The organism is Lewinella sp. 4G2 (assembly GCF_001625015.1).
Taxonomy (GTDB): domain Bacteria; phylum Bacteroidota; class Bacteroidia; order Chitinophagales; family Saprospiraceae; genus Neolewinella.
Genome location: NZ_LVWJ02000014.1, coordinates 2,357,204 through 2,378,299, shown reverse-complemented (window position 1 = coordinate 2,378,299; position 21,096 = coordinate 2,357,204). Strand labels below are relative to the sequence as shown.

Annotated in this window: 15 protein-coding genes; 8 read left to right on the top strand and 7 right to left on the bottom strand. The window is 55.7% G+C overall.

The genetic code is table 11. The features are described from left to right. Positions 1-42 precede the first annotated feature (42 nt). The 3 genes from A3850_RS10145 to A3850_RS10135 form a co-directional block, all read right to left on the bottom strand. The gene (locus A3850_RS10145) at positions 43-462 is read right to left on the bottom strand and encodes an Hsp20/alpha crystallin family protein (RefSeq protein ID WP_068219655.1); all 420 of its coding nucleotides are present in this window, start codon (positions 460-462) and stop codon (positions 43-45) included. 178 nt (positions 463-640) lie between these two features. Further along, complete coding sequence (gene metG, locus A3850_RS10140) at positions 641-2,785, bottom strand: methionine--tRNA ligase (protein ID WP_068216156.1); 2,145 nt, start codon at positions 2,783-2,785, stop codon at positions 641-643. A 36-nt stretch (positions 2,786-2,821) separates the two neighbouring features. Beyond that, complete coding sequence (locus A3850_RS10135) at positions 2,822-3,496, bottom strand: GDSL-type esterase/lipase family protein (protein WP_068216154.1); 675 nt, start codon at positions 3,494-3,496, stop codon at positions 2,822-2,824. Positions 3,497-3,621: 125 nt separating this feature from the next. Between A3850_RS10135 and A3850_RS10130 the strand changes: the two genes are divergently transcribed. The 3 genes from A3850_RS10130 (at position 3,622) to A3850_RS10120 (ending at position 8,325) form a co-directional block, all read left to right on the top strand. Continuing rightward, a complete protein-coding gene (locus tag A3850_RS10130) occupies positions 3,622-5,151 on the top strand; it encodes a sodium:solute symporter family protein (RefSeq protein ID WP_068216152.1) in 1,530 nt (509 codons plus the stop codon). 225 nt (positions 5,152-5,376) lie between these two features. Further along, complete coding sequence (locus A3850_RS10125; RefSeq protein ID WP_197494090.1) at positions 5,377-6,603, top strand: NAD(P)/FAD-dependent oxidoreductase; 1,227 nt, start codon at positions 5,377-5,379, stop codon at positions 6,601-6,603. 51 nt (positions 6,604-6,654) lie between these two features. Continuing rightward, complete coding sequence (locus A3850_RS10120; RefSeq protein ID WP_068216150.1) at positions 6,655-8,325, top strand: membrane dipeptidase; 1,671 nt, start codon at positions 6,655-6,657, stop codon at positions 8,323-8,325. On the opposite strand, the gene A3850_RS10115 is transcribed toward A3850_RS10120, so the two are convergent. From A3850_RS10115 to A3850_RS10100, 4 genes are read right to left on the bottom strand one after another with little or no spacing between them, the layout of a single operon-like run. Next, positions 8,320-8,748: a thioesterase family protein gene (locus A3850_RS10115; protein WP_068216149.1), complete on the bottom strand. Its 429-nt coding sequence runs from the start codon at positions 8,746-8,748 to the stop codon at positions 8,320-8,322. The two genes, A3850_RS10120 and A3850_RS10115, sit on opposite strands and share 6 nt — an antisense overlap. A 7-nt stretch (positions 8,749-8,755) precedes the next feature. Then, the gene (locus tag A3850_RS10110; RefSeq protein WP_068216148.1) at positions 8,756-10,180 is read right to left on the bottom strand and encodes a TolC family protein; all 1,425 of its coding nucleotides are present in this window, start codon (positions 10,178-10,180) and stop codon (positions 8,756-8,758) included. Between the two features lie 6 nt (positions 10,181-10,186). Then, entirely contained in the window at positions 10,187-11,566 is a 1,380-nt protein-coding gene (locus A3850_RS10105) for an HlyD family secretion protein (protein ID WP_068216147.1), read from the bottom strand. Between the two features lie 4 nt (positions 11,567-11,570). Beyond that, a complete protein-coding gene (locus tag A3850_RS10100; RefSeq protein ID WP_068216145.1) occupies positions 11,571-13,208 on the bottom strand; it encodes a peptidase domain-containing ABC transporter in 1,638 nt (545 codons plus the stop codon). Positions 13,209-13,577: 369 nt separating this feature from the next. Here A3850_RS10100 and A3850_RS10095 point away from each other — a divergent pair, with 369 nt between their 5' ends. The 5 genes from A3850_RS10095 (at position 13,578) to A3850_RS10075 (ending at position 21,087) form a co-directional block, all read left to right on the top strand. Beyond that, positions 13,578-15,080: a glycosyltransferase family 39 protein gene (locus A3850_RS10095; RefSeq protein ID WP_068216142.1), complete on the top strand. Its 1,503-nt coding sequence runs from the start codon at positions 13,578-13,580 to the stop codon at positions 15,078-15,080. Continuing rightward, entirely contained in the window at positions 15,073-16,869 is a 1,797-nt protein-coding gene (locus A3850_RS10090; protein ID WP_068216140.1) for a glycosyltransferase family 39 protein, read from the top strand. Before A3850_RS10095 ends, A3850_RS10090 begins: the two co-directional genes overlap by 8 nt. Beyond that, entirely contained in the window at positions 16,862-17,590 is a 729-nt protein-coding gene (locus A3850_RS10085) for a glycosyltransferase family 2 protein (protein ID WP_068216138.1), read from the top strand. The genes A3850_RS10090 and A3850_RS10085 overlap by 8 nt, the downstream gene beginning before the upstream one ends. Before the next feature lie 261 nt (positions 17,591-17,851). Next, a complete protein-coding gene (locus A3850_RS20185; protein WP_068216136.1) occupies positions 17,852-19,072 on the top strand; it encodes an effector binding domain-containing protein in 1,221 nt (406 codons plus the stop codon). A 122-nt stretch (positions 19,073-19,194) separates the two neighbouring features. Beyond that, positions 19,195-21,087 carry a sensor histidine kinase gene (locus A3850_RS10075; protein ID WP_197494032.1) on the top strand — a complete coding sequence of 631 codons (1,893 nt, stop codon included), beginning with the start codon at positions 19,195-19,197 and terminating at the stop codon, positions 21,085-21,087. Positions 21,088-21,096 lie beyond the last annotated feature (9 nt).

Genomic DNA, 21,096 nt, shown 5'->3' with positions numbered 1-21,096 from the left:
GAACCATTCCGTGGGGGCTTTTTCGTGAGTTGCTCAAGCAAATTAAGCAACCTCAATTTGGCGGGGTGCTTTTGGCAATGCCTGCTCACGCTTGGGAAGCGTCAGGCGCAGTACGCCATCCTCGTAGGTAGCGTTGATTGCTTCGTCGTCAATGACCGTGTCGTCGAGTTTGAAGGAACGGGTGAAGTCCTTCAGTTCAAATTCACGGCGGCGAACGGTACCGGCGTCAGTAGTTTCGCCAGCGGCTTCGGAAGTGTAGGAAATCTCGAGCGTGCCCTCGTTAAAGGCAATGTTGAAGAGATCACGCTTACGGCCGGGGGCAAGGAGTTCCAGGGCGAATGCATCGTCCATCTCGGTGATATTTACCGCGGGGCGCTGCGCTTGGCGGGCCTGAGTGCGGTGGTCATCGAAGAAGCGGAACACATCAGTTGGGAAAGGGCGGTTATAATTTACAAGTTTCATCGTTCGGAATTTTAGCTTACGTACGAAAGTGTACGCCCCGATTAAGGCAAGCTCCGTTCCAAAACAATCGTCGTACACTCCTTACGCCATAATGTCACTCAAACACAAACAAGACTGACACATTGTCAATCAAATTGTTTCGCACCTGCGGCAGCGCCCCCTTGTGTTGCATGAATAACTAGCTGACTAAAAAGCCATTTCCGAAACCGGGGGGTGGGCTGATGAACTGCAGTTTACCCGTATCGTCTTCCGCCATCAGTATCATGGCCTCGCTCAGTACCCCCGCCATTTTCCGGGGCGCGAGGTTGGTAACGGTGACCACCTGGCGACCGACGACTTCCTCCGGGCTAAAGTGCTTGGCGATGCCGGACACGACGGAACGCTCCTCGTTACCAAGATCGATCGTCAGGTGAAGTAGCTTGCTGGACTTCTTGACTTTCTCCGCGGTGAGGATGGTCGCCGTACGCATATCCAACTTCTGGAAATCATCGAACGTGATCTCCGCTTTGGCTGGTGCCCGCTCCGCAACAACCGGCGCAGCGGCCAGTTCTTCCTCCTCACGTAGTGCGAGCGCACTGGCCATTTTATTTCGTTGTAACTGGATGATGGCGTTGCGGCTATCGTCCTTGCGGTCAATGATTTTGGGAAAGAGGACACCTGCCTTGCCAATCTCGTGGCCACTCGGTAGCAAAGCCTGCCCCTTCTGCAGGAGCACGAAGGCCAGTTCCCAGTCGCTGGCTTGCGCTTCCTTCTGAAGCAGTACCGCGCGCAGTTTCGCCGATGCTTCGGGGATGAAGGGCGCCGCCGCAATGGCCAACGCCGCCGCGATCTGGGCACTGTTGTACATCGTGATGGCGATGGCCGGGTCGTTGGGGTCAGCCTTGAAGAGCGTCCAGGGCGCCGCATCCTGCAGGTAAGTATTGCCGTAGGTAGCCAGTTCCACGAAGGCGGTAGCGGCGTCCTTAAAACGGTAGGCTTCGATGTCGTCACCGATCTTGCGTAGGCTCGAAAAGACGTTGGCGTTTACGTTGATCACGTCGTCGGTGGCGAGGTGGATTTCGGGGATCTTTCCACCGTAGTATTTGTGCATCAGCACCATTACGCGGTTGATGAAGTTGCCCAGCTTATCCGCCAGGTCCTTGTCGTGGTATTCGGTGAAGCCGTCCCAGGTAAAGTCGGCGTCCTGCTGCTCGGGCAGGTTACGGATGAGGGCCCAGCGCAGGGCGTCGGCGGCATTGGGGAAATCCTTGAACTCGTCGATGTATTCCTGGAGCTCGATGCCCCAGCCACGGGATTTGGAGAATTTGCCTCCCTCAAAGTTGAGGAACTGGTTCGCCGGCACGTTTTCCGGCAGGTTGTACTCTCCGTGGGCGCTGAGCATGGCCGGGAAGACGATGCAGTGGAAAACGATATTATCCTTACCGATGAAATGGACGAGGCGGGAGTCCTCCCCCTTCCACCAATCTTCCCAGTTGCCACCGTTTTCGGCGGCCCACTGCTTGGTAGCGGAGATGTAGCCAATCGGGGCGTCGAACCAAACGTAGAGCACTTTTCCTTCGGCGCCTTCGACGGGTACCTGGATTCCCCAGTCAAGATCGCGAGTAATGGAGCGGGCGTGCAGCCCTTCATTGAGCCAGCTCATGCACTGGCCGATCACGTGCTTTTTCCAGGTTTTGGGATCGTGCAGTTGCTGGCCGTCCACGGTGCCGTTTTGGATCCACTCTTTGAGCCAGGCTTCGTGCTCGTCGAGGCGGAAGAACCAGTGCTTGGTCTCCCGCAGTTCTGGCTTGGCGCCACTCACTACGGAAACGGGATTGATCAATTCGGTGGGGCTGAGGTCGCGGCCACACACTTCACACTGGTCGCCAAAAGCTTCGGGGTTGCCACAGTTGGGGCACTCTCCTTTGATGTAGCGGTCGGCCAGGAACTGGTCAATTGATGGATCGTAGTACTGCTCGGTGGTCTTGACCTCGAACTGGTCGCCCTTTTCGAGCAGCGCTTTGAAGAAATCCTGGCTGGTCTCGTGGTGCAGGGGAGCGCTCGTGCGGTGGTAGTAGTCAAAGCTGATGCCCAGGGATTCAAAGCTTCCCTTGTTCAGGTTGTGGTAGGTATCGATGATCTCCCGGGGGCTGATGCCTTCCTTTTTTGCCCGCAACGTGATGGCCGCGCCGTGTTCATCGCTACCACACACCCAGAGCACTTGCCGCCCGCGCAGCCGCAGGTAACGCGCGTAAATATCGGCGGGCAGATAGGCACCAGCCAGGTGGCCGAGGTGTAGTGGACCGTTGGCGTAAGGGAGGGCCGAGGTGAGAAGGGTACGCATAGACTTAAGGTATTCTGGGGGCAATCAATCGAAAAATCAGTAGCAGGAATCGAGGACGCTGCGGGCGATCATCACGTAGCCTTCGCGGCTAAAATGAATGCCATCCTTACTGTATTCCAGCACTGAGGGGCCGGGGTTGGCCTGTAGGTCAACGAAGCAGTGCCCACGTTCGGTTGCAATTTTCCGGTACCGCTCAGTCAGGTCCTTCACGCAGGCCGTAGCGTCCGCAAACAGGGGCATCACGCCGACGTCGTTCAGGGGGGGCGGCGAAAGAATGACAATCCGGGGCATTTTTTGCCCCCGTTCGGTAAAGAATGCGGCGGTGCGGTCGAGCAACGTTTCGAGATTAGTCGCCACGTCGCTTTCCTGGCCGCGAAATTCCACCTTACAGTCGTTGGTGCCGAGGCCGATCAGGATCTCGTCGATTTTGCCCATTTCGGCGTAGCCTTTGCGCAGGTAGTTCGTCAGGTTTTCCAGTGTATTCGTGCGCAATTCGCTGCCACCGTAGCTGAACCCAACAGTGTTACCACTAATGGAGGTATTGACGAGTGGGCCACCTTCGCGCAGGTCCTGCAATTGGTACACCCACCCCTTCCGTTCACCGTTGCTGTCCCCAATCACGAGCAGGCTCTTTTCGCTCAGCGGAACGGAACAGGTCGTAAGTAGGAGTCCACATAAAAGGCAAATGCCTAGACGCAGGGATTGAATCATGCCAGCAGAATTTATTGCGCCCCGACTTTATGGGGGACTAAGGAGTTGGCGCTGTCGCGGGTGCAAAGTAAAGGATAAAATAGCGGGGAACGGGGAGTACGTAGCTTTACGAAAAGAACCTGCCCTTGCGACCGCTATTGCTACTTTTTGGCCTACTAGGATTGGCTGCCCTCTACCTCGGATTTTTTACAGATAACGACGTGAACTGGCCGGCCTTCATCAGTATGTCCGTCTTCTACGCCATCGTTTATTACGTGGGCATCCTGGCGGGTAAGAAGAAGGACGCCGAAGCGAATGATGCCGACGGGATGATGCTCGCCGGGCGGGGCGTCCCGGTGTGGATCGGTATTTTCACCATGTCCGCCACTTGGGTCGGTGGTGGCTTTATCAACGGTACAGCCGAGATGACGGCGACGAGCGGATTAGTGTGGGTCCAGGCACCGTGGGGCTACGCCCTGTCCCTCGTGATCGGTGGATTGTTTTTCGCCCGGACGATGCGCCGCCGCCAGTACCGGACGATGCTCGACCCCCTGGAAGAACGGTACGGCAAACGGATGACTGCCCTCCTCTTCCTGCCGGCCCTCACGGGTGAATTATTCTGGACGGCCGCCATTCTGACGGCACTGGGGGCGACGTTCGGCACGGTACTCAATATCGACCTGGAGACGGCCATCCTGCTGTCTGCCACGATTGCCGTGGCCTATACCGCGATCGGTGGATTGTGGGCGGTGGCCATGACGGACGTGGTGCAACTCCTCATTTTATTCGTGGGCCTGGCCCTGATCGTTCCCATCACCCTGGATTACACCGGTGGTTTTTCGGCCACCTACGCGGCCTACCAGGACAAGTTCGGCGCGGCGGCCAGTCTGCTGCCCTCCCGGGAAGCACTCGGCGATAGTTACTGGACCTGGTGGGATTACGCGCTGTTGCTCATCTTCGGTGGCATCCCCTGGCAGGTCTATTTCCAGCGGGTGCTGTCGGCGCGGGATGAGAACTCGGCCGTTCGGCTCAGCCTGATCGCCGGCGTCGTGTGCGTCCTGGCGGCGGTGGCTCCGGTGCTGATCGGCATGGTTTCGGCGACGGTGGATTGGTCCGCCATCAGTGCGGGCGCACCTCCGGAGGCAAGTGCGACGCTGCCGTGGGTGGTCCGCTATCTCACTTCGCCGTGGGTGGCAGTAATTGGTTTGGGTGCGGTGGCGGCGGCGGTGATGTCGAGCGTGGATAGCTCCGTTCTGAGCGCTTCCAGCATGGGCGTTTGGAATGTCTACCGCCCACTGGTGGACCCTGGGTTACCGGATTCTAAACTTGCCAAATTCATCCAGCGCAGCATTTGGATAGTAGGGGTAGCAGCTACCCTGATCGCCTTTCGGGTGCAGAGCGTGTACGAGTTGTGGTTTTTGTGCTCGGACTTCGTGTACTGCCTGCTGTTCCCCGCTCTGGTTTGTGCGTTGTTTGATCCCCGGGCGAATTGGCAGGGTGCGCTGGTAGGTTTTCTGATAGCGGCCTTCCTCCGTTTTGGGGGAGGGGATGCTACGCTGGGTTTGCCGGACTACCTCCCCTACCCCGCTGATTTCCCGTTCCGGACGTTTGCGATGGGGTGTGGATTGGTAGGGATATTGGTGGTGAGCCGGGTTGCGGATAGAGCCGGTACTTAATTTAATCTTGCTCCCGCGGGGGCGTTGTAATTTCGCAGGAGAGATAGAGATAAAGAGAACTAGGGTCGGTGACTAACGTCACCGATATTTTCCAGTGAGTATTACAAATTATTTGTATCCATGCGCGGTTTCAGAAATTCCCTGAAGGATTAGTATTCATTCTAATATTAATCCCTCTTACTCCAATTCTCTACCTCTCCTGCGAAACAAAAACCTACAGTTGATATCGACTCCTTAACTCAATCACGACCCCAAACGCTCATCATCGGCGGAGGCGCGGCCGGCTTTTTTACCGCCATCCAACGCGCCCACCACTTTCCGGAAGAGGAGATCACCATCCTGGAACGGGGTAAGGGGGTACTGGAGAAGGTGCGGATATCCGGTGGCGGGCGCTGCAACGTGACCCACGCCTGCTGGGACCCACGGGAGCTCGTCAAGTATTACCCGCGGGGCGGGAAAGAATTGCTTGGCCCCTTCAACAACTTTGCCTGCGGGGATACGATGGGCTGGTTCGAAGATCGGGGCGTCCCCCTAAAGATCGAGGAGGACGGGCGGATTTTTCCTACCTCCGATTCCTCCCAAAGCATCATCGATTGTTTGTGGAATACGGCAAAGGCTAAGGGCATCCGGGTGCTGACGAAAACGCGGCTCGTCGACCTTAGCATTCCCGAGGAGGACGGTAAGTGGAAGGTGACCTCCACGGCGGGAGAACACGTGGCGGACCGGCTGGTCATCACTACGGGAAGTAACCCAGCGGTCTGGAAGATCCTCAAGAAAATTGGCCACCAACTGATTGACCCAGTGCCCAGTCTCTTTGCTTTTGACACCAAGGATACGCGGCTGCGCGGTTTGTCAGGTATTTCTCTGCCCTGGGCACAACTCCACATTGAGGGAGAGAAGTTGAAGGCGGATGGCCCCTTACTCATCACCCACCGGGGGCTGAGTGGCCCGGCGGTACTGCGCCTTTCGGCCTGGGGGGCAAGGGACCTGGCGCCGCATAAGTACAATTTTAAGCTCGTCGTCAACTGGTTGGCGATGCGGCCCGTCGACGTGGAGGCGGCCCTGAAGGACATCCAACAATCGGAGGCTAAGCGCCAGTTGGGAACCCGGGCCCAGTTCGATTTACCGGTCCGCTTGTGGAAATCCCTGGTGGAAGCTGCGGGCATCCCCGCCGAAAAGAAATGGGCGGAACTCAGCAAGCAATCCCGGGCGGCGCTGGTGGTTCAGTTGACGGCCGCCAAGTTTAACATTACGGGGAAGAGTACCAATAAGGAGGAGTTCACTACTGCGGGTGGAGTTGATTTGAAAGAGATCGACTTCCGGTCCTTTCGGTCAAAGGTCCACCCTACCCTTTTTCTGGCAGGGGAAGTGCTGGACATTGATGCCATCACGGGTGGGTTTAATTTTCAGGCGGCCTGGACGGGTGGTTACCTCATCGGTCGTAGCAAGTAGGCTAGCCGTCGTATTTTTCGTGGCCTTACCATCACCTCCCCATTCCCCTCCATGTTTTTTGACCTCCACTGCCACCCCGCCCTCAAATCATTTCTCACCGATGAAAAACCAGAGAAACGGGATGATTGCTGGACGACCTACCGCAACTGTATCGACTTTACGGTAGGTAGCATCATCGACTCTCAGGCCAGCTACCGGCAGATTGAGCGCGGCCGTACCAACGTGGCGGTGGCAGCCCTTTACTCTTTTGAGAACGGCCTCGACGAAATCGGGCTGATCAAAAGGATCGCACCCATCATTTCCCAGTTGGATAAGGATATGGTGAGCGACATCAAGCCGGCAGCCTACTACGATAAGTTGATGGAGGAGGTCCGCCATCTGGAAGGGAGCCTTGAGCCTAAGGGCGGGCGCAGACCATTCCAAATTGTTTCCCGGGCGGCCGACATCGACCCCGAAGTCAATAACCTGGTGCTTTCCATTGAGGGTGCCCACGTGCTTACGCCGAATGAGGGGGATGACCCCATCGCCAAGTTAGACGAACTCAAACGGTTTCGCCACAAAATTCTTTACCTGACGCTGTGCCACTTCACCAAGAACCCACTTTGTAACCACGCCTTTGCGATGAAGCTGGTGAACCCCGAAAAAGCCCCGGTCTTCTTCCCCGCGGGAACCGGCCTGACCGACCTGGGAAAGCGGGTTATACACCACGCCTACGATGACAGCGCAGGGCGACGGATTTTACTGGACGTGAAGCACCTCAGCCTATCCGGACGGCAACAGTTTTACGATTGGAAGGTTAGCGATGCTGCGATTAAGAATTTACCCATCATTGCTTCGCACGTCGGCATTACTGGACACAGTTGGACACCGGAAAGTAGAAGCCGGCTGCACAAGGAAGTCAAGTACCTCCGCGCATTGGGCCAGGTGGCCATCAAGTACGATCGCTTACCCGGCCTGGAACTGGATGGACTACAATCCTACTTCAATCCCGCTTCCATTAACCTGTATGATGAGGACATTGAGGCGATCGTCCAGTCTGGTGGCCTGATTGGAATCATGATGGACCAACGGCAATTGGGGGCGGGCAAAAAACCATTTGAGTACTTCGCCAAGGAAGACCACGACCAACTGTACGCACTCCCCACTCAGTTTGATGCGGATACGCGAACGGAAGGGCAGCGCATGGAATTGGCCAGCGATGAATCTGAAGTAGTCGAGGACCTCACGCAGGATGGGCTCTCCGAGTATTTCTCCCTCCCCAGTTTCAGTGCCGGCGAAATGGTAAGTGGTCTCAGGGAGAACGTCAAGGAACTATTCGGCGGAGAAGATGAAGGCGAAGACCAACCATCAACTTACGATACGGATCGGAGGTCTTTGGGAGGAGATAGGGTACGCTCTTATCGAAAGCTCGGCAAACGGAAACGGCTACACCTATTGCACATTGCGAACAACCTCCTGCACGTGGCCAAGATCGGCGGCGCAGAAGCCTGGAAGGTCGTGTGTATCGGTTCAGACTTCGATGGACTGGTGGACGCGCCCAACAACTGCGTCAACACGACTGAGTTCAGTGAGTTGGAGGCCCACCTTTACGAGATCATCATTGACCTGATTGAGGCTGATGGCCCGGGCTTTCGGGAGCGCTATCACCTGGGCGACGTCCGCTGGCAATTGCGCCGGGTGATGTACGATAACGGCAGGGAGTTTCTGGACCGTTGGTTATAGTCCGTCCAGAGCCGCGATACTGTCTTTCCACTCCTGGGGCATCGGTACTTTTTTAAGTTTCGCGTAATCGTAGGGGACGATACTTTGGTGGGTGATTGCCGCAATCCTTCCATGCTCCTTAGTGAACACGGCCGTTTGCAACGTGAACCTATCTTCCAACACCTCCGTGCAACGAACGCCCACCACGGCTACGTCCGGGTGAACCATTGGAAAGATATACTTACAGTCTTGCCACGCCAGTATGGCACCCGCGCCAGCGCCCGCGAACTCGATGTTCATGCCCATCGCTTTGAAGTAGATCACCCTGGCGGTTTCCGCCCAGCGCAAGTAAATGATGTTGTTGATGTGGCGCGCGGAATCCATATCCCCCCAGTGCGTGGGAAATTCGGTGGTGATTTTAAAATCTTCGGGGCTAAGTCGCATACGGAATTTAATTGCTGAGGGCAGGCGTCGTCAGGCTATTGCTCAAGAAACGGTAATTAATTAATTCCTTACGGATCTTGGCCTTTAACTCAATTAATTTTAATTGCGCCTCAATAAATTTCTCCTGGCGTTTATTTAAGAGGAATACGGAACTCTCGCCGTAAATAAACTTGGTATTCTCTCCTGCAAGCAAGAGCGCGTAGCGATCAATATTCGCTTCGGTGATGGCTACCTGTTCGCGCAGCACATCCAGTTGCTGAATGCTGGCCTGCAGTTTATTCTCCATTTCGTTACGCTTGGCCTGGAGCGTCAAGCCATTCTCCCGAATTTTGATTTGCCCCAACTGCACGTCCGCCCGGGCCTGGCGAAGAAAAATGGGTACGGAAAAATCAAAGCCCCATTTAAAATCATTTTCGCTGTAGGTAGGCCGAACCGATTCCTCCCCGGTTGCGAGAAGAGCATTGTACTTCACCTTTAATTTTGGCCGAGCCTTGACGCGCTTTAGCCGTTGCTCCACCTCCAGTATCTCCTGCTTATTCAGGTAATATTGAATAGTAGGGTTATTCGCAATTAAATTAACCGCCCGGTCAAGTTGGAAGAACGGCACGCCCGGGGGGAAGGGCGCCGGAATGATACCGGGCTGCAACTCCAGTGGTGTCCCATCAAACCACAGGTAATTTTCCAGTGATTGCCGAGCCTTAATTAATTCGTTCTCATTCTTCTGGCGGTCCGTCAGTGCATCCTGTAATAGAATAAAGGCCTCAAGCGTATCCATCGCCGTATACTCGCCGTTAATAAAGCTGAGGCGCGTGCTTTCAAAATAGGTCTCGGCGAGCACGACGTTGGTGTCCAGAACGATACCATTATTATAGTATTGCTGCCAGTCCACGTACGCCATCCCAGCATCGTAAAGCAAATCGTTTAGCGCAACCAGTCGTTCGCTTTCGTTGAGGTCCTGAATGACGCGGGCGCGCTCCAGCGCGATCCGGCGCTCGTTTACGATGAGTCCCTGCAGGAGGTCAGCCTCCAAGCCAACGTTCCACAGCCCGAATTTATCCGTCGTATTTTCTGGGTTTAGGAATACGCCATCCGTTTGTTCGTAACCGGCTACGACGTCTACTCCAAAAACCGTCGGGACTTTTAGTTTGCCCCGGTAATTCTGATAATAAAGTTTATCGTCGAAATTCTTTTGTGACCAATCCGCCTCGAGCATGGGGTCGAGAAAACCACGGGCGAAAAGCAACTCCGCCCGCGCGGCCTCCGTCAGCAGGCCGGCCTGCTGGGCTATCGGGTGGTAGAGTTGGACGTTGGTCAGGTATTCCTCCAGCGTGAAGATATTCGCTTCCGCGCCCACGGGTGTCTGGGCGATCGCCTGATCGCTGACAATGCATAGAGCAAAGAGCACACTCCAGAGAAATTGTTTGGGGAGCATCAGCAGTTATTTAACCGATTTAAGCGGGGCTTTCTTCTTAAGTTCTTCCGGAAGGTCCTTAGCATCCTCCTCGTAAAATTTGGCGGGGAAGCCATTCAGTTGGCGCCAGAGTTCGTACCAAAGTGGTACGTCGTTCAGCAGCAAGAACGCGCGGGCGCCGGTACCCACCCGCAAGGCTTCCGGCCAGTCCCGTTCCCCCGGTTTGGGGCTGATGAGAATACGGTAATTCCCATTGTCGCTGATGAAGCGATCGATGACGACTACTTCTCCGGTAAAGATCCCCGTGGAAGCCTCGGGCCAACCGCTGATGACGATAGCGGGCCAACCGTCGAAACGAATGCGTGCCTCTTCCCCAATGTCGACCAAGGGAAGGTCCTGGGGTTGCACGTACATCTCGATGGCCAGTTCGGGATTACTGGGCGCAATGGTAGCGATGTCGCTGCCCGCTTTGATAATCTCTCCCAGGCCCTGTTTTACCGTTTTAGTCAGGTAGCCATTTTGGGGAGCCCGGATGTAGTAGAATTGCCGGCGGAAGGAATAATTGCTGAGCTGGTTCTCCAACTTGGCCGTTTCGCCGAGGCCTTCGGCGCGGGAGGAAAGCGCGGTTTGCTGGTCGGAAAGCACCTTAGCCAGCTTTTCAGCGTACTCGCGCTCCGTCAGGGATTGCTCGAGGATGGCGTTAGAAAGCTCATTACGTTGGTTGATCAACTTGTTACGTTGGGAGGTGACCTTGGCGCGGGATTCCTGTACTTTAAGTTCTTTCTCCTGTAGATCGGAGAGCGACTTTAACCCCTGCTCGTACAGTTCACGGATTCGTACTACCTGATTCTCGGCAATCTCTAGATTGGCTACGTTGGCTGCCAGGTCCGCACTGTCGATAGTGATCTTGTTGCGGGCCTGTATGATTTTGTTCCGGACCTGTTCACGCTTGTAGGTCAGGGCTTGCTGGAGAGCGGTGTACTGGGCGCGAAGCGCATCCACCTTATTATCGTAGGCCTGCACGCCCAGGCGCTTGGCGTCGACCTGTTCCTGGGTACGATCCACCAACGCCGTATCGAAATACTCATTTTTGATCTCCGTCAGGTAGGCGATGGTGTCGCCGGCGGCTACGAAATCACCCTCCTGTACGTACCACTCCTCAATACGCCCGTCGATAACGGCCTGAATACCCTGCGGACGTGCATCCGGCGAACGAGTGGTGACGTAGCCCTTCGTGTTAATATTCTGCGTCCAGGGAAGGAACAAGCAGCCCAGCGCCAGGAACATGATGGCGGAGAAAGCCAGCATCGTCCAACGGTGGCCATGGGCAGCCTTGACCAGTTGAAATGATTTAAGTCGGTCCGTATCTACCCACCCGGAAATGGTGTTTTCGGTGATGTTCAGCATGGGTCTATCGGTCTAGGTTAAGGGTAGTGGTAGCGCGCTTGCCCCAGTAGTGGTAGTTGGAGACGACTACGGCCGTCCACGGGCGATCGGGTGACATCATGTATTCAATGATGCGGTCTTTCTCGTCGTCGCTGACGAACATGAGTGGATCCTCCATCAACAGCAGTTTGGGGGAGCCAATGATGAGGCGGGCAATCATGATCTTTTGAATGATGGAGCGGGGCAAACGGCGGCCACCGCTATCCACGAAGGAGTCCAGGCCCTTTGGCTGGTGGACGAGGTAATCGTTTAATCTTAGTAGTTCCGTGACTTCCGCAAGGCGTTGACCGTTAATTTCCCGGCCGAGGGTTATGTTCTCCCGGAGGGTGCCCTCAAAAATCTGGTTGGTGGGGTAAGCGACGCCGAGTTTATGGTTCAGCGCCTCCCGGTTGTAAGTCGTGAGGGGGATACCGTTGAGGTAGATCTCCCCGTCGTTGAGTTGGTAGATACCCGCCAGCACTTGCAGTAATACGGTCTTTCCGCTACCGGTCTTGCCCGTGAGGATGACTTTCTCTCCCGCCGCGATGTTAAAGGACAGATTGTCGATCACGTTATGCCGGTCGCCGGGGAAGGAGAACTCAATTTCGGAGGCGCGGATGCCAATCGGGCTGTCCTGATCGACGGTCGCCATGCCGGAGTTGCTATCCAACTCCAGGTCGGTCACGTAGCCAATCTTATCGAGTGCCGTCAACACGTCGTAGATCGTATCGATGATGCGCATCACTTTTTCCACCGAGTTGATGATCAGGATGATGATGATCTCCGCGGCTACGAATTGCCCGATGTTCATTTCCTGGGCGAACACCAGCCACCCCCCCAGAAAGAGCAGACCAGCGGCAATGAATACTTTGAAACCAATGAAGGCGCGGTACTGGTTGATGATGACCTGGAAGTGCTTCTCCCGGTTGGAAAGGTAACCCTCCACGATGTCGTCGGTGCGGTCCAGGTGAAACTTGCTACTCGTATTCAGTTTGAAGGTCCGATTGTTGCGGGAGATCTCCTCCAGCCAGTGTACCAGGCGGTACTTGTACTTACTCTCCATCAGGCTGGTATCAAGGCCGCGGGGGCCGGTCACCTTAAAGATCACGTACAGGATCAGTACCAAGGAGACCGCTAGGATAATAAAGTAGGGGCTGTAGATCGCCAGGACGATCATCCCAAACACAATCTGAAAGGCCGCTAACGAGAAGTCGATCACGATCTTTGGCAAACCCTTTTGAATCGTGAGCGTATCGAAAAAGCGATTAGCGAGCTCGGGTGCGTGGACGCGGTCCAGCTGAATAAAACTGATCTTAGGTAGGCGGTAAGCAAACTCAAAGGCGGAGCGAGCGAACAGATTCTGTTGCACGTCCTCCAAAATACGGAGCTGCAGGACCTGAAGAATCCCCGTAATGGTGATGCCGGCAAGGACAATACACACCAGGAATACCCACGAGGAAGTAGCTTCCCCCGCCTGGATGAAATTGATGATGGCCTGTATACCCAGCGGTAAACTCAGGTTAACAATACCATTAAGGATGGCGAATACGTAAATCGCCCTCAGTTCCGATCGGTACTGAGTAAGTAGGCTCCAAAACCTTTTGACGGGCGGCGTTTGGGTCATTTACGGGCTGGTTAAAGTCCGGATTTTGGCCCGGTGTTAGAACAAGTGACTCCTGCTTAACCCACAATTCCGCCCCTTGTTGACTGCATTTATTCGCCTTAGTGTAAAGAGTTTCCCAATGGTAACCCGATGGCAGTAGCCGACAAATGCACCGTCTTGCTAGACCGTTAGTAGTCAGCCAATTTTGCCTCCTTTAGGGTCGCCGGATCGGGCTTGTCTGACTTTCCCCCAATTGGTCCGTATTTCGGCCTTATTTCGGAGGCAAGGCTCCCCCTCCACTTTAGTACGGGTTAAATAATTGTGCGACCTTTGTTGGCGCTTGCCCGCCCGCCGGTCCAATAGGCCCGCTTGCTCCACCCCACCCTATTGATGCACCAGACCATCCACTCGTTTCGGTTCTGCTTTATCCTGCTTTTGCTGGCCATCGGCGTCAGCTTGCTGCAGCACGGGCCGCATTTAAATACGGAGATTCAGGGGGTGCACGGGATCCGCCAGGCGCAGACGGTGTGGAACATCCGCAACTTCGTCCGCCACGACGCGAATATCTTTAACCCGCGCAGCTACGACGTAACGGGGTTCAAGAGTGATATCCAGCGGAGGGAATTCCCCATCATGCAGTGGTCCATCGCCATGGTACAAAAGGTGACTGGGGAGAGTATCCTGACCGTGCGCCTGAGCATTTTCCTCATCTGTGCCTTTTCGGTGCTTGGGATGTTCTTCCTCGTTCACCGCTTCACCAACAGCTGGCCGGCGGCGCTACTGACGGCCGTGCTGTTGCAGTACTCCCCCGTGTTTTATTACTACGCTATCAACCCGCTGCCGGATCATTTGGCGCTGGCCGCGGCCATTTGGTACGTCTACTTCATCGTCACCCACCGGGAAAGCCAGCGGCGAAAGCACTTGTGGGCGGCGAGCCTCTGCCTCCTGCTGGCCACGCTAGCGAAGTTGCCTTACCTGATGTTCGCCATCGTGAGCATTGTCTACTTCCTGATGGACCTATTCGGGAAGTCATCCCAAAAGCGCCAGCCCTTCGCCTACGCCGGCATCCAATTACTGACGGTGGCCCCCGCCCTGGCCTGGTACGCGTGGGTCATCCCGACCTGGACGGACAACCCCGTCCTCACCGGCGGCATGGACGGGGAAACGGACTGGGAACTCATCCGCTACCTGCTGAAATGGCACTACGATAAGATGTTCCCCTACCTCATTACCATCCCGCCCATGTGGGTACCGTTTTGGATTGGGCTCATCCAGCTATTCCGCAAAGCCAAACAGTATCCGTGGATTTGGGCGCTGGCGGGCATCACCTGTCTTTTCCTCGCGCTGGAACTACAACCGATTTATACCAACCACGACTACTACCTGATGCCCTTCTTCGCCTGGTTACTTCCCGTAATGGGATTAGGCTTCAAGTGGCTGTTGGACGTCCCCTACCTCAAGTACATCACTCCCGCCTTTTGCATTTGGGCGGCCCTTTACGCACCGAGCCGGACGGATGCCTGGTGGGGCGTCAAGGAATCCTGGGTCAACGAAGACATCCTGGCTTACTCCGAAGAACTGAAGGCGGCCGTCCCCCGCGATGCCCTGTGCCTCATCATGAGCGAGCAATCCAACGACGTGGTGGCCTACCGGATCGATAAGCGGGGGCACGCCTTTACGGAACCCATACCCGTGGAGTGGGTCAACGACTTGGTGAGTAACCACAACATTAACTACCTCTACTCCACGCTGGAGGAGTGGCACAATTCGGCGGAGTTGGTTCCCTACGTAGATAGCGTACTTTTGGCCCGCGGTAGCGTCAAGGTCCTCAAATTGAAATCACCAGAGCCTACCCCTCCACCATCCAATTCTTCTACCTCAGGTAATGAGTGACGCTACACCCCAACGCAGGTCCGGAAAGGTATCCCGCTACGCCCTGTTGGCCCTCATCCTGACGGTGCTGGCGACCCACTTCTTCTACGCGCCGCGCTGGAAGCAGACGGGCTTGCACACGACGATTTCCTGGGACGTATCCGGCTACTACGCCTACCTGCCGGCGGTCTTCATCCACGACCAGCTGGACAATCCGGTTTTCCTACAGGACGTGGTGGATGAGTACATGCCTACGCCCCACGTCAACCAGGCTTTCTTGCACGAGGAGTCCGGCAACCTCGTCATGAAATATTCCGCCGGGCAGGCCCTCATTTACACGCCCTTCTTTCTGGCGGCCCACGCTTACGCAACGGCGAGCCCTCAGTATCCACCGGATGGGTACTCCTTTCCCTATCAGTTGGCCGTTTCCATCGGCTTTCTGATTTACGCCATCATCGGGCTCATTTTCTTACGGAAGATCCTGCGCCGTTACTTCGACGAGTGGCCGGTGGCGCTGACAATGGCGGGCATCGTGCTGGGCTCCAACTACCTCAACTATACGGCGCTGGACGGGGCGATGACGCACAACACCCTCTTCGTTCTTTATACCCTGCTGATTTATACGACCATCCGTTTTTACGAGCGACCCGATCTTGCGAAGGGAGCCATCATCGGCGTATTGGTGGGTTTGGCGGCGTTGACGCGGCCGACGGAGATCCTTAGTTGCCTGATCCCGCTCTTGTGGGGGGTGGATCTGACCTCGCGAGAGTCCATTCAGCAACGTCTAAAGGTCCTGGGTGGCCAACTTCCCGCACTTGGCACCGCCGCACTGATTACGCTGGCTATCGGCAGTCTTCAATTGTTTTACTGGCACCACGCAACGGGCAACTGGATCGTGTACAGCTACGAGGAGGAGGGCTTCAGCTGGCTGGCACCCCACCTCAGGGAAGGCTTCGTCAGCTACGAATCGGGCTGGCTGCTGTACTCACCATTGATGGTCTTTTCCCTGATCGGCTTCTACTTCCTGTTCCGGCGGGACCGCCGGCTTTTCTTCCCGACCATCATTTTCTCCATCCTTTTCATTTACGTTGCTTTTGCCTGGGACCACTGGACCTACGGCGGCTCCCTCGGCCAACGGACGATGGTGCAGTGCTACCCCATCCTTGCCTTTCCGCTCACAGCGTTCGTGGCGGCCTGTCTGAAGGGAAGAACGGTGATGAAGTGGATCGTGGGTGCCCTCACGTTGCTATTCATCTACGCCAATCTCTGGTTCACCCACCAGGCGCACCGGGGCGGTTTGCTGCACGTGGGCGTCATGACGGAGGCTTACTTCTGGAATACGTTGTTCACCTACGACAAGAATCCCGTCAAGCTCCGGATGCTCGACGGGCAGAAACGCATTTTCCCCGGCGAGCCATCCCGCGAAGTCGAGGTGTACCGGGACACGAGCTACCGGAAGGAGCTCAACCCGGACAATACCTGGGCGGGCGTCACCAAGATTCCCAGCGACTTGCTGCCGGAGGACTACGAATGGATCCGCGTCTACGTCACCGGCCAGATGGGGCTCAAGGAGTGGAACCATTACAACATGACCCAATTCCGGGTCGAGACCTACTTCGAGGGCGCCCAGATCACCCGCGATTTTTACAAGATCCAGCGCATCATGGAGCACGGCGAAACCAAACGCTTATTTTTGGACGTCCGTAAGCCCCTCATCCCCATCGATACCATTACCGTCGACTTCTGGAACGTCGGCAGCCCCCTTCCCTTTACCGTCACCGATCTTAGCGTTGCCGCCCTGTATGAATAATCCCGCTCCTCAACTACTCAGTATTATCGTCCCCATGTACAACGAGGAGGCTACGCTCGTTAGCGTACTCGATAAGCTCCACGAGGTGGAACTCATCGCCGGCATCAACAAGGAGATCGTGGTGGTCGACGATTGCTCCACGGACCGGTCGTTGGCACTGCTGCAGGAATACGTCGCCGCCCACCCCGATCGTAATATCCTGACGGCCCGCCACCAGGTAAATAAAGGCAAGGGCGCCGCTTTGCGCACGGGCATCCAGGCCGCTACGGGTGACCACATCATCATCCAGGACGCCGACCTCGAGTACGACCCACGGGAGTTCAACCTGCTGCTGCAGCCCATCGTGGATGGGCACGCGGACGTCGTTTACGGCTCCCGGTTCATCGGCGGAAAGCCCCACCGCATCCTCTTCTTCTGGCATTCCATCGGCAACAAATTGCTCACCTTCCTCTGTAACATGTTCACCAACCTCAACCTGACGGACATGGAGACCTGTTACAAACTCTTCCCGGCCAAAGTCCTCAAGTCCATCGACATTCAGGAGAACCGCTTTGGTTTCGAGCCGGAGGTGACCATCAAAACCTCCCGTTTCACCGATATCCGGATCTACGAGGTCGGCATCAGTTACTACGGCCGCACTTACGCGGAGGGCAAAAAGATCAATTATAAGGATGGCTTCCGGGCCATCTACTGCATCGTTAAGTACGGTCTTTTTGGGTAGTGGCTACGCGTTAGTCCATTACTTGACTCGTCACGCATTTTTTGGGCGCTGCCCCCGATTCTTGGCGGGGCGAGTTGGGCGCTCGCGCGGGTGCGGAGTAAGGATCGAGTAGTGGGGATAGGGCTTTTGCTGAGGGATTGGTCCTTTTTCGTCCGTTGCAACCGTATTACTCAATCCCCCACCCTGCACCTGCGACAGCGCCACGCAGTAAGTCCCGCACTCAGTCGGGGCGCCCAAGAAGTTAGAAATAAGCGACCACCAATGCCCAACCGCCTCACCAGATTGACGACCCTGCTGACCCAGTTGCAAGCCCGTAAATTGGTGACGGCCCAGCAATTGGCGGAGGCGCACGGTGTGAGCGTACGGACGATTTACCGCGACGTGCGGACGCTGGAGGAGGCCGGCGTACCCGTCATCAACGTGGAGGGCAAGGGCTACTCCCTGGTGGAGGGCTACCGGATGCCGCCGGTGATGTTCACCGAAGCTGAGGCTGCGGCCCTGATCACGGCCGAGACACTCGTGCGGGCTAACCGCGACGCCTCGCTGGTAGAGGCCTACCGGGCAGCGACGACCAAACTGCGGGCCATTTTACCGGGCGCCGCCAAGGACCGCTCGGAATTGCTGGCCGCCCGCCTGCAATCCCGCGACAACCCGGAGGCGCGGCGGACGAGCGTGCACCTGATGGACGTGCAGCACGCCATTACCCACCACCACCTCTGCCATTTGGCCTACGTTTCCGAGAGCGGCCACCGGAGCGAACGGGTGATTGAACCCTTCGCTGTGTACACCTCCGGGGGTAACTGGATCGTGATCGCCAGGTGCCGCACGAAGGCTGATTTCCGCGCCTTCCGCCTGGACCGCATTCAGCAATTTCGGGAACTAGCGGAGCACTTCGAGCCTCACCGGATGACGCTGGAAGACTACCTGCGGGAGTGCCGCAAAAATTATTACCGCACCCCTGACATAGGGCTGTCACTGCGGGGCGGGAACTTTGGGGCGTCACCAAAAAACGAAGACATGACGACCCAGCAAATTTCTGATTTCCCCGTAGTGGGCATCTCCGTCCGCACCTCGAATGCGGACCCGCAAGCGGCCGCCGCCGCCATTGGAGGTCTCTGGCAACGCTTACTGGGAGATAATCTCGCCACCCAAATCCCGAACAAAGTGGATGGCACTATCTACTGCGTCTACACCGACTACGAATCGGACCACACCGGCGAATACCTGACCGTGCTCGGTTACCGCGTAACTTCTCTCGACGCGGTGCCGGAGGGCTTTACGGGCATCACCGTACCCGGCGGCCAATTCGCCCAATTTACCTGCAAGGGTGACCTCCAACAAGGCGTCGTCTACCAGGCCTGGCGCGACATCTGGGCGACCGATCTCAACCGCGCCTACCGGGCCGATTTTGAGGTGTACGGCGTTAAGGCGATGAACCCGCAGGCTGCGGAGGTGGAGATTTTTGTGGGGGTGAATGCTTGACAGGGCCTCCTTACGTCTAAAACTTGCGGAGAAAAGGGGTTGACCTTGCACCACGTCCAAACAGGATACATCCGTATTTTAGCGGTATGTTGAAGTTGGCAATACGTCTTTCCTGGTGTTCTTTGTTGCTTGCCCTCCTGCCCGGTACCTGCGTCAGCGCCCAAAGTATAGCAGTGGATAGTTTGCGGAGCATTTTTAGAACCACCGCCAACGAAGAAGAGCGTTTTACCGCCTATGAATCAGTCGTCCTGCTACTGGTGGACGAAAGAGATACTACGGCCAGTCGTCAGGCTCTTGATACCCTAAATGGACTGACCCAAGGCGACGACAGTCGATCGGGCCGCTACCAATATGCCGAGGCCTACCGGGCGAAAAGTGTACAAGATTGGTCAGTTGCTTTCGCCTCGGCAGTTGCTTCCTTTGACATCCATCAATCCTTAGGGGAGGGCAGGCTAGCGGCCAGGGCCGGCGAACTAGCTGGATTGGTAGCTTCGCGAATGGGGAAGTTAGAGGAGGCATTCAAGATCCAGCAACGCGCGTTGGTAGAGGCTAAACGGGTAAACGATGATGAGTACACCTTATCCCTACTCAGTGAGCTTGGTAATACGCACCGGAGGCTAAACAACTTCGACAAAGCGGAGACCTATAGTTTGCAGAGCCTGGAATTGATTCGCAAACTGGGGATGATCGAAAATGAAGTGATCATCCTTTCAACCCTCGGAATAATTGCGAAAAAGCAGAACCGCCTGGACGGAGCAAACGACTACTACGAGCAGGCACTGGCTCGCGCCGACGATTTGCCCGTAGAAAAGCGAGACATCAATAAAGGGAATGTGTACCTTAATTTGGCCCAACTGGCAAACAGCCGCAACAATCGCGAGGAAGCGATTAACTATGCTACCAAAGCAATCCACGCCTTCGAACCAGACGAATACTTTCGCCAGCGCGCATTCATGAACCTTCAGCTGGGTACGGCTCACTTGAAACTGAAGCGCTACAATGAGGCAGAAAAATACTACCGTAATGCTGTCGCCGGCGCGCGCGGCGTAAGTAATATTATCGCCGGTGGTGAGAAGGGATTACTCTTCGTGTTTCGGGAAACCGAGCAGTTGGATTCGACCGTACACTATCTTGAAAAGGCCGCCGCAACGCGGGAGGCAGCTATCGAAAAGAACCGGATTGAATCCATTGCGGAGATGGAGGCCAAGTACCAGACTAAGGAGCAGCAGGCTGAAATAGAGCGGTTAGCCTACGAAGATGGCATCAACCGGGATAAGTTGAGCCGCCAACGGAACCTGATCATTGGTGGTCTGCTGATCATGAGCGTGCTCTCCGGATTTCTCTACTTCATCTGGCAGCAGCGACAACGAATCAGCCGCCAACACCAAATTATTGAGGTAGCGCTAAATGAAAAAGAGACCCTGCTGAAGGAGATCCACCACCGGGTAAAGAACAACCTACAAATGATTTCCAGCCTATTATCTCTCCAGAGTCGTTTTATTGACGACCCCGCGGCCTTATCGGCGATGGAGATGGGGCGGCAGCGGGTTAGATCCATGGCCATCATTCACCAACGCCTGTACCTGCGCGATAGCCTTTCTCCGGAAATTGGCGTAAAAGACTACTTAGAACAGTTAGTCACCGAATTGCTTGGGGTACTGAACGTGAAAGGATTGGCGCTGAAACTAGAGATGCATCTGGAAGACATTAAATTGGATATTGACCGGATGATACCTCTCGGGTTGATCGCTAACGAACTCATCACCAATTCGCTCAAATACGCCTTCACCGGCAGAGAAGACGGGCTACTCTCCATTAATTTGCAAAAAGTGGGAGATGACATTGTATTGCAAATTGCCGACGATGGTTCCGGATACGACCCAGCGGCTACTGACACCCGCAACTCCTTCGGCAGCCTGCTCATTTCTACCCTTTCCGAGCAGTTAGCGGCAGAGCTTCAGATTGCAACAACCAACGGGACGACGGTCACTTTACGTTTTCCAGAAACGGAGTAGGGGTAATAC

Coding starts and splice junctions, on each gene's coding strand:
- A3850_RS20185 (WP_068216136.1), top strand. CDS start 17,852: ATGCCCAACCGCCTCACCAGATTGACGACCCTGCTGACCCAGTTGCAA.
- A3850_RS10100 (WP_068216145.1), bottom strand. CDS start 13,208: ATGACCCAAACGCCGCCCGTCAAAAGGTTTTGGAGCCTACTTACTCAG.
- A3850_RS10145 (WP_068219655.1), bottom strand. CDS start 462: ATGAAACTTGTAAATTATAACCGCCCTTTCCCAACTGATGTGTTCCGC.
- A3850_RS10115 (WP_068216149.1), bottom strand. CDS start 8,748: ATGCGACTTAGCCCCGAAGATTTTAAAATCACCACCGAATTTCCCACG.
- A3850_RS10110 (WP_068216148.1), bottom strand. CDS start 10,180: ATGCTCCCCAAACAATTTCTCTGGAGTGTGCTCTTTGCTCTATGCATT.
- A3850_RS10095 (WP_068216142.1), top strand. CDS start 13,578: ATGCACCAGACCATCCACTCGTTTCGGTTCTGCTTTATCCTGCTTTTG.
- A3850_RS10105 (WP_068216147.1), bottom strand. CDS start 11,566: ATGCTGAACATCACCGAAAACACCATTTCCGGGTGGGTAGATACGGAC.
- A3850_RS10085 (WP_068216138.1), top strand. CDS start 16,862: ATGAATAATCCCGCTCCTCAACTACTCAGTATTATCGTCCCCATGTAC.
- metG (WP_068216156.1), bottom strand. CDS start 2,785: ATGCGTACCCTTCTCACCTCGGCCCTCCCTTACGCCAACGGTCCACTA.
- A3850_RS10135 (WP_068216154.1), bottom strand. CDS start 3,496: ATGATTCAATCCCTGCGTCTAGGCATTTGCCTTTTATGTGGACTCCTA.
- A3850_RS10120 (WP_068216150.1), top strand. CDS start 6,655: ATGTTTTTTGACCTCCACTGCCACCCCGCCCTCAAATCATTTCTCACC.
- A3850_RS10090 (WP_068216140.1), top strand. CDS start 15,073: ATGAGTGACGCTACACCCCAACGCAGGTCCGGAAAGGTATCCCGCTAC.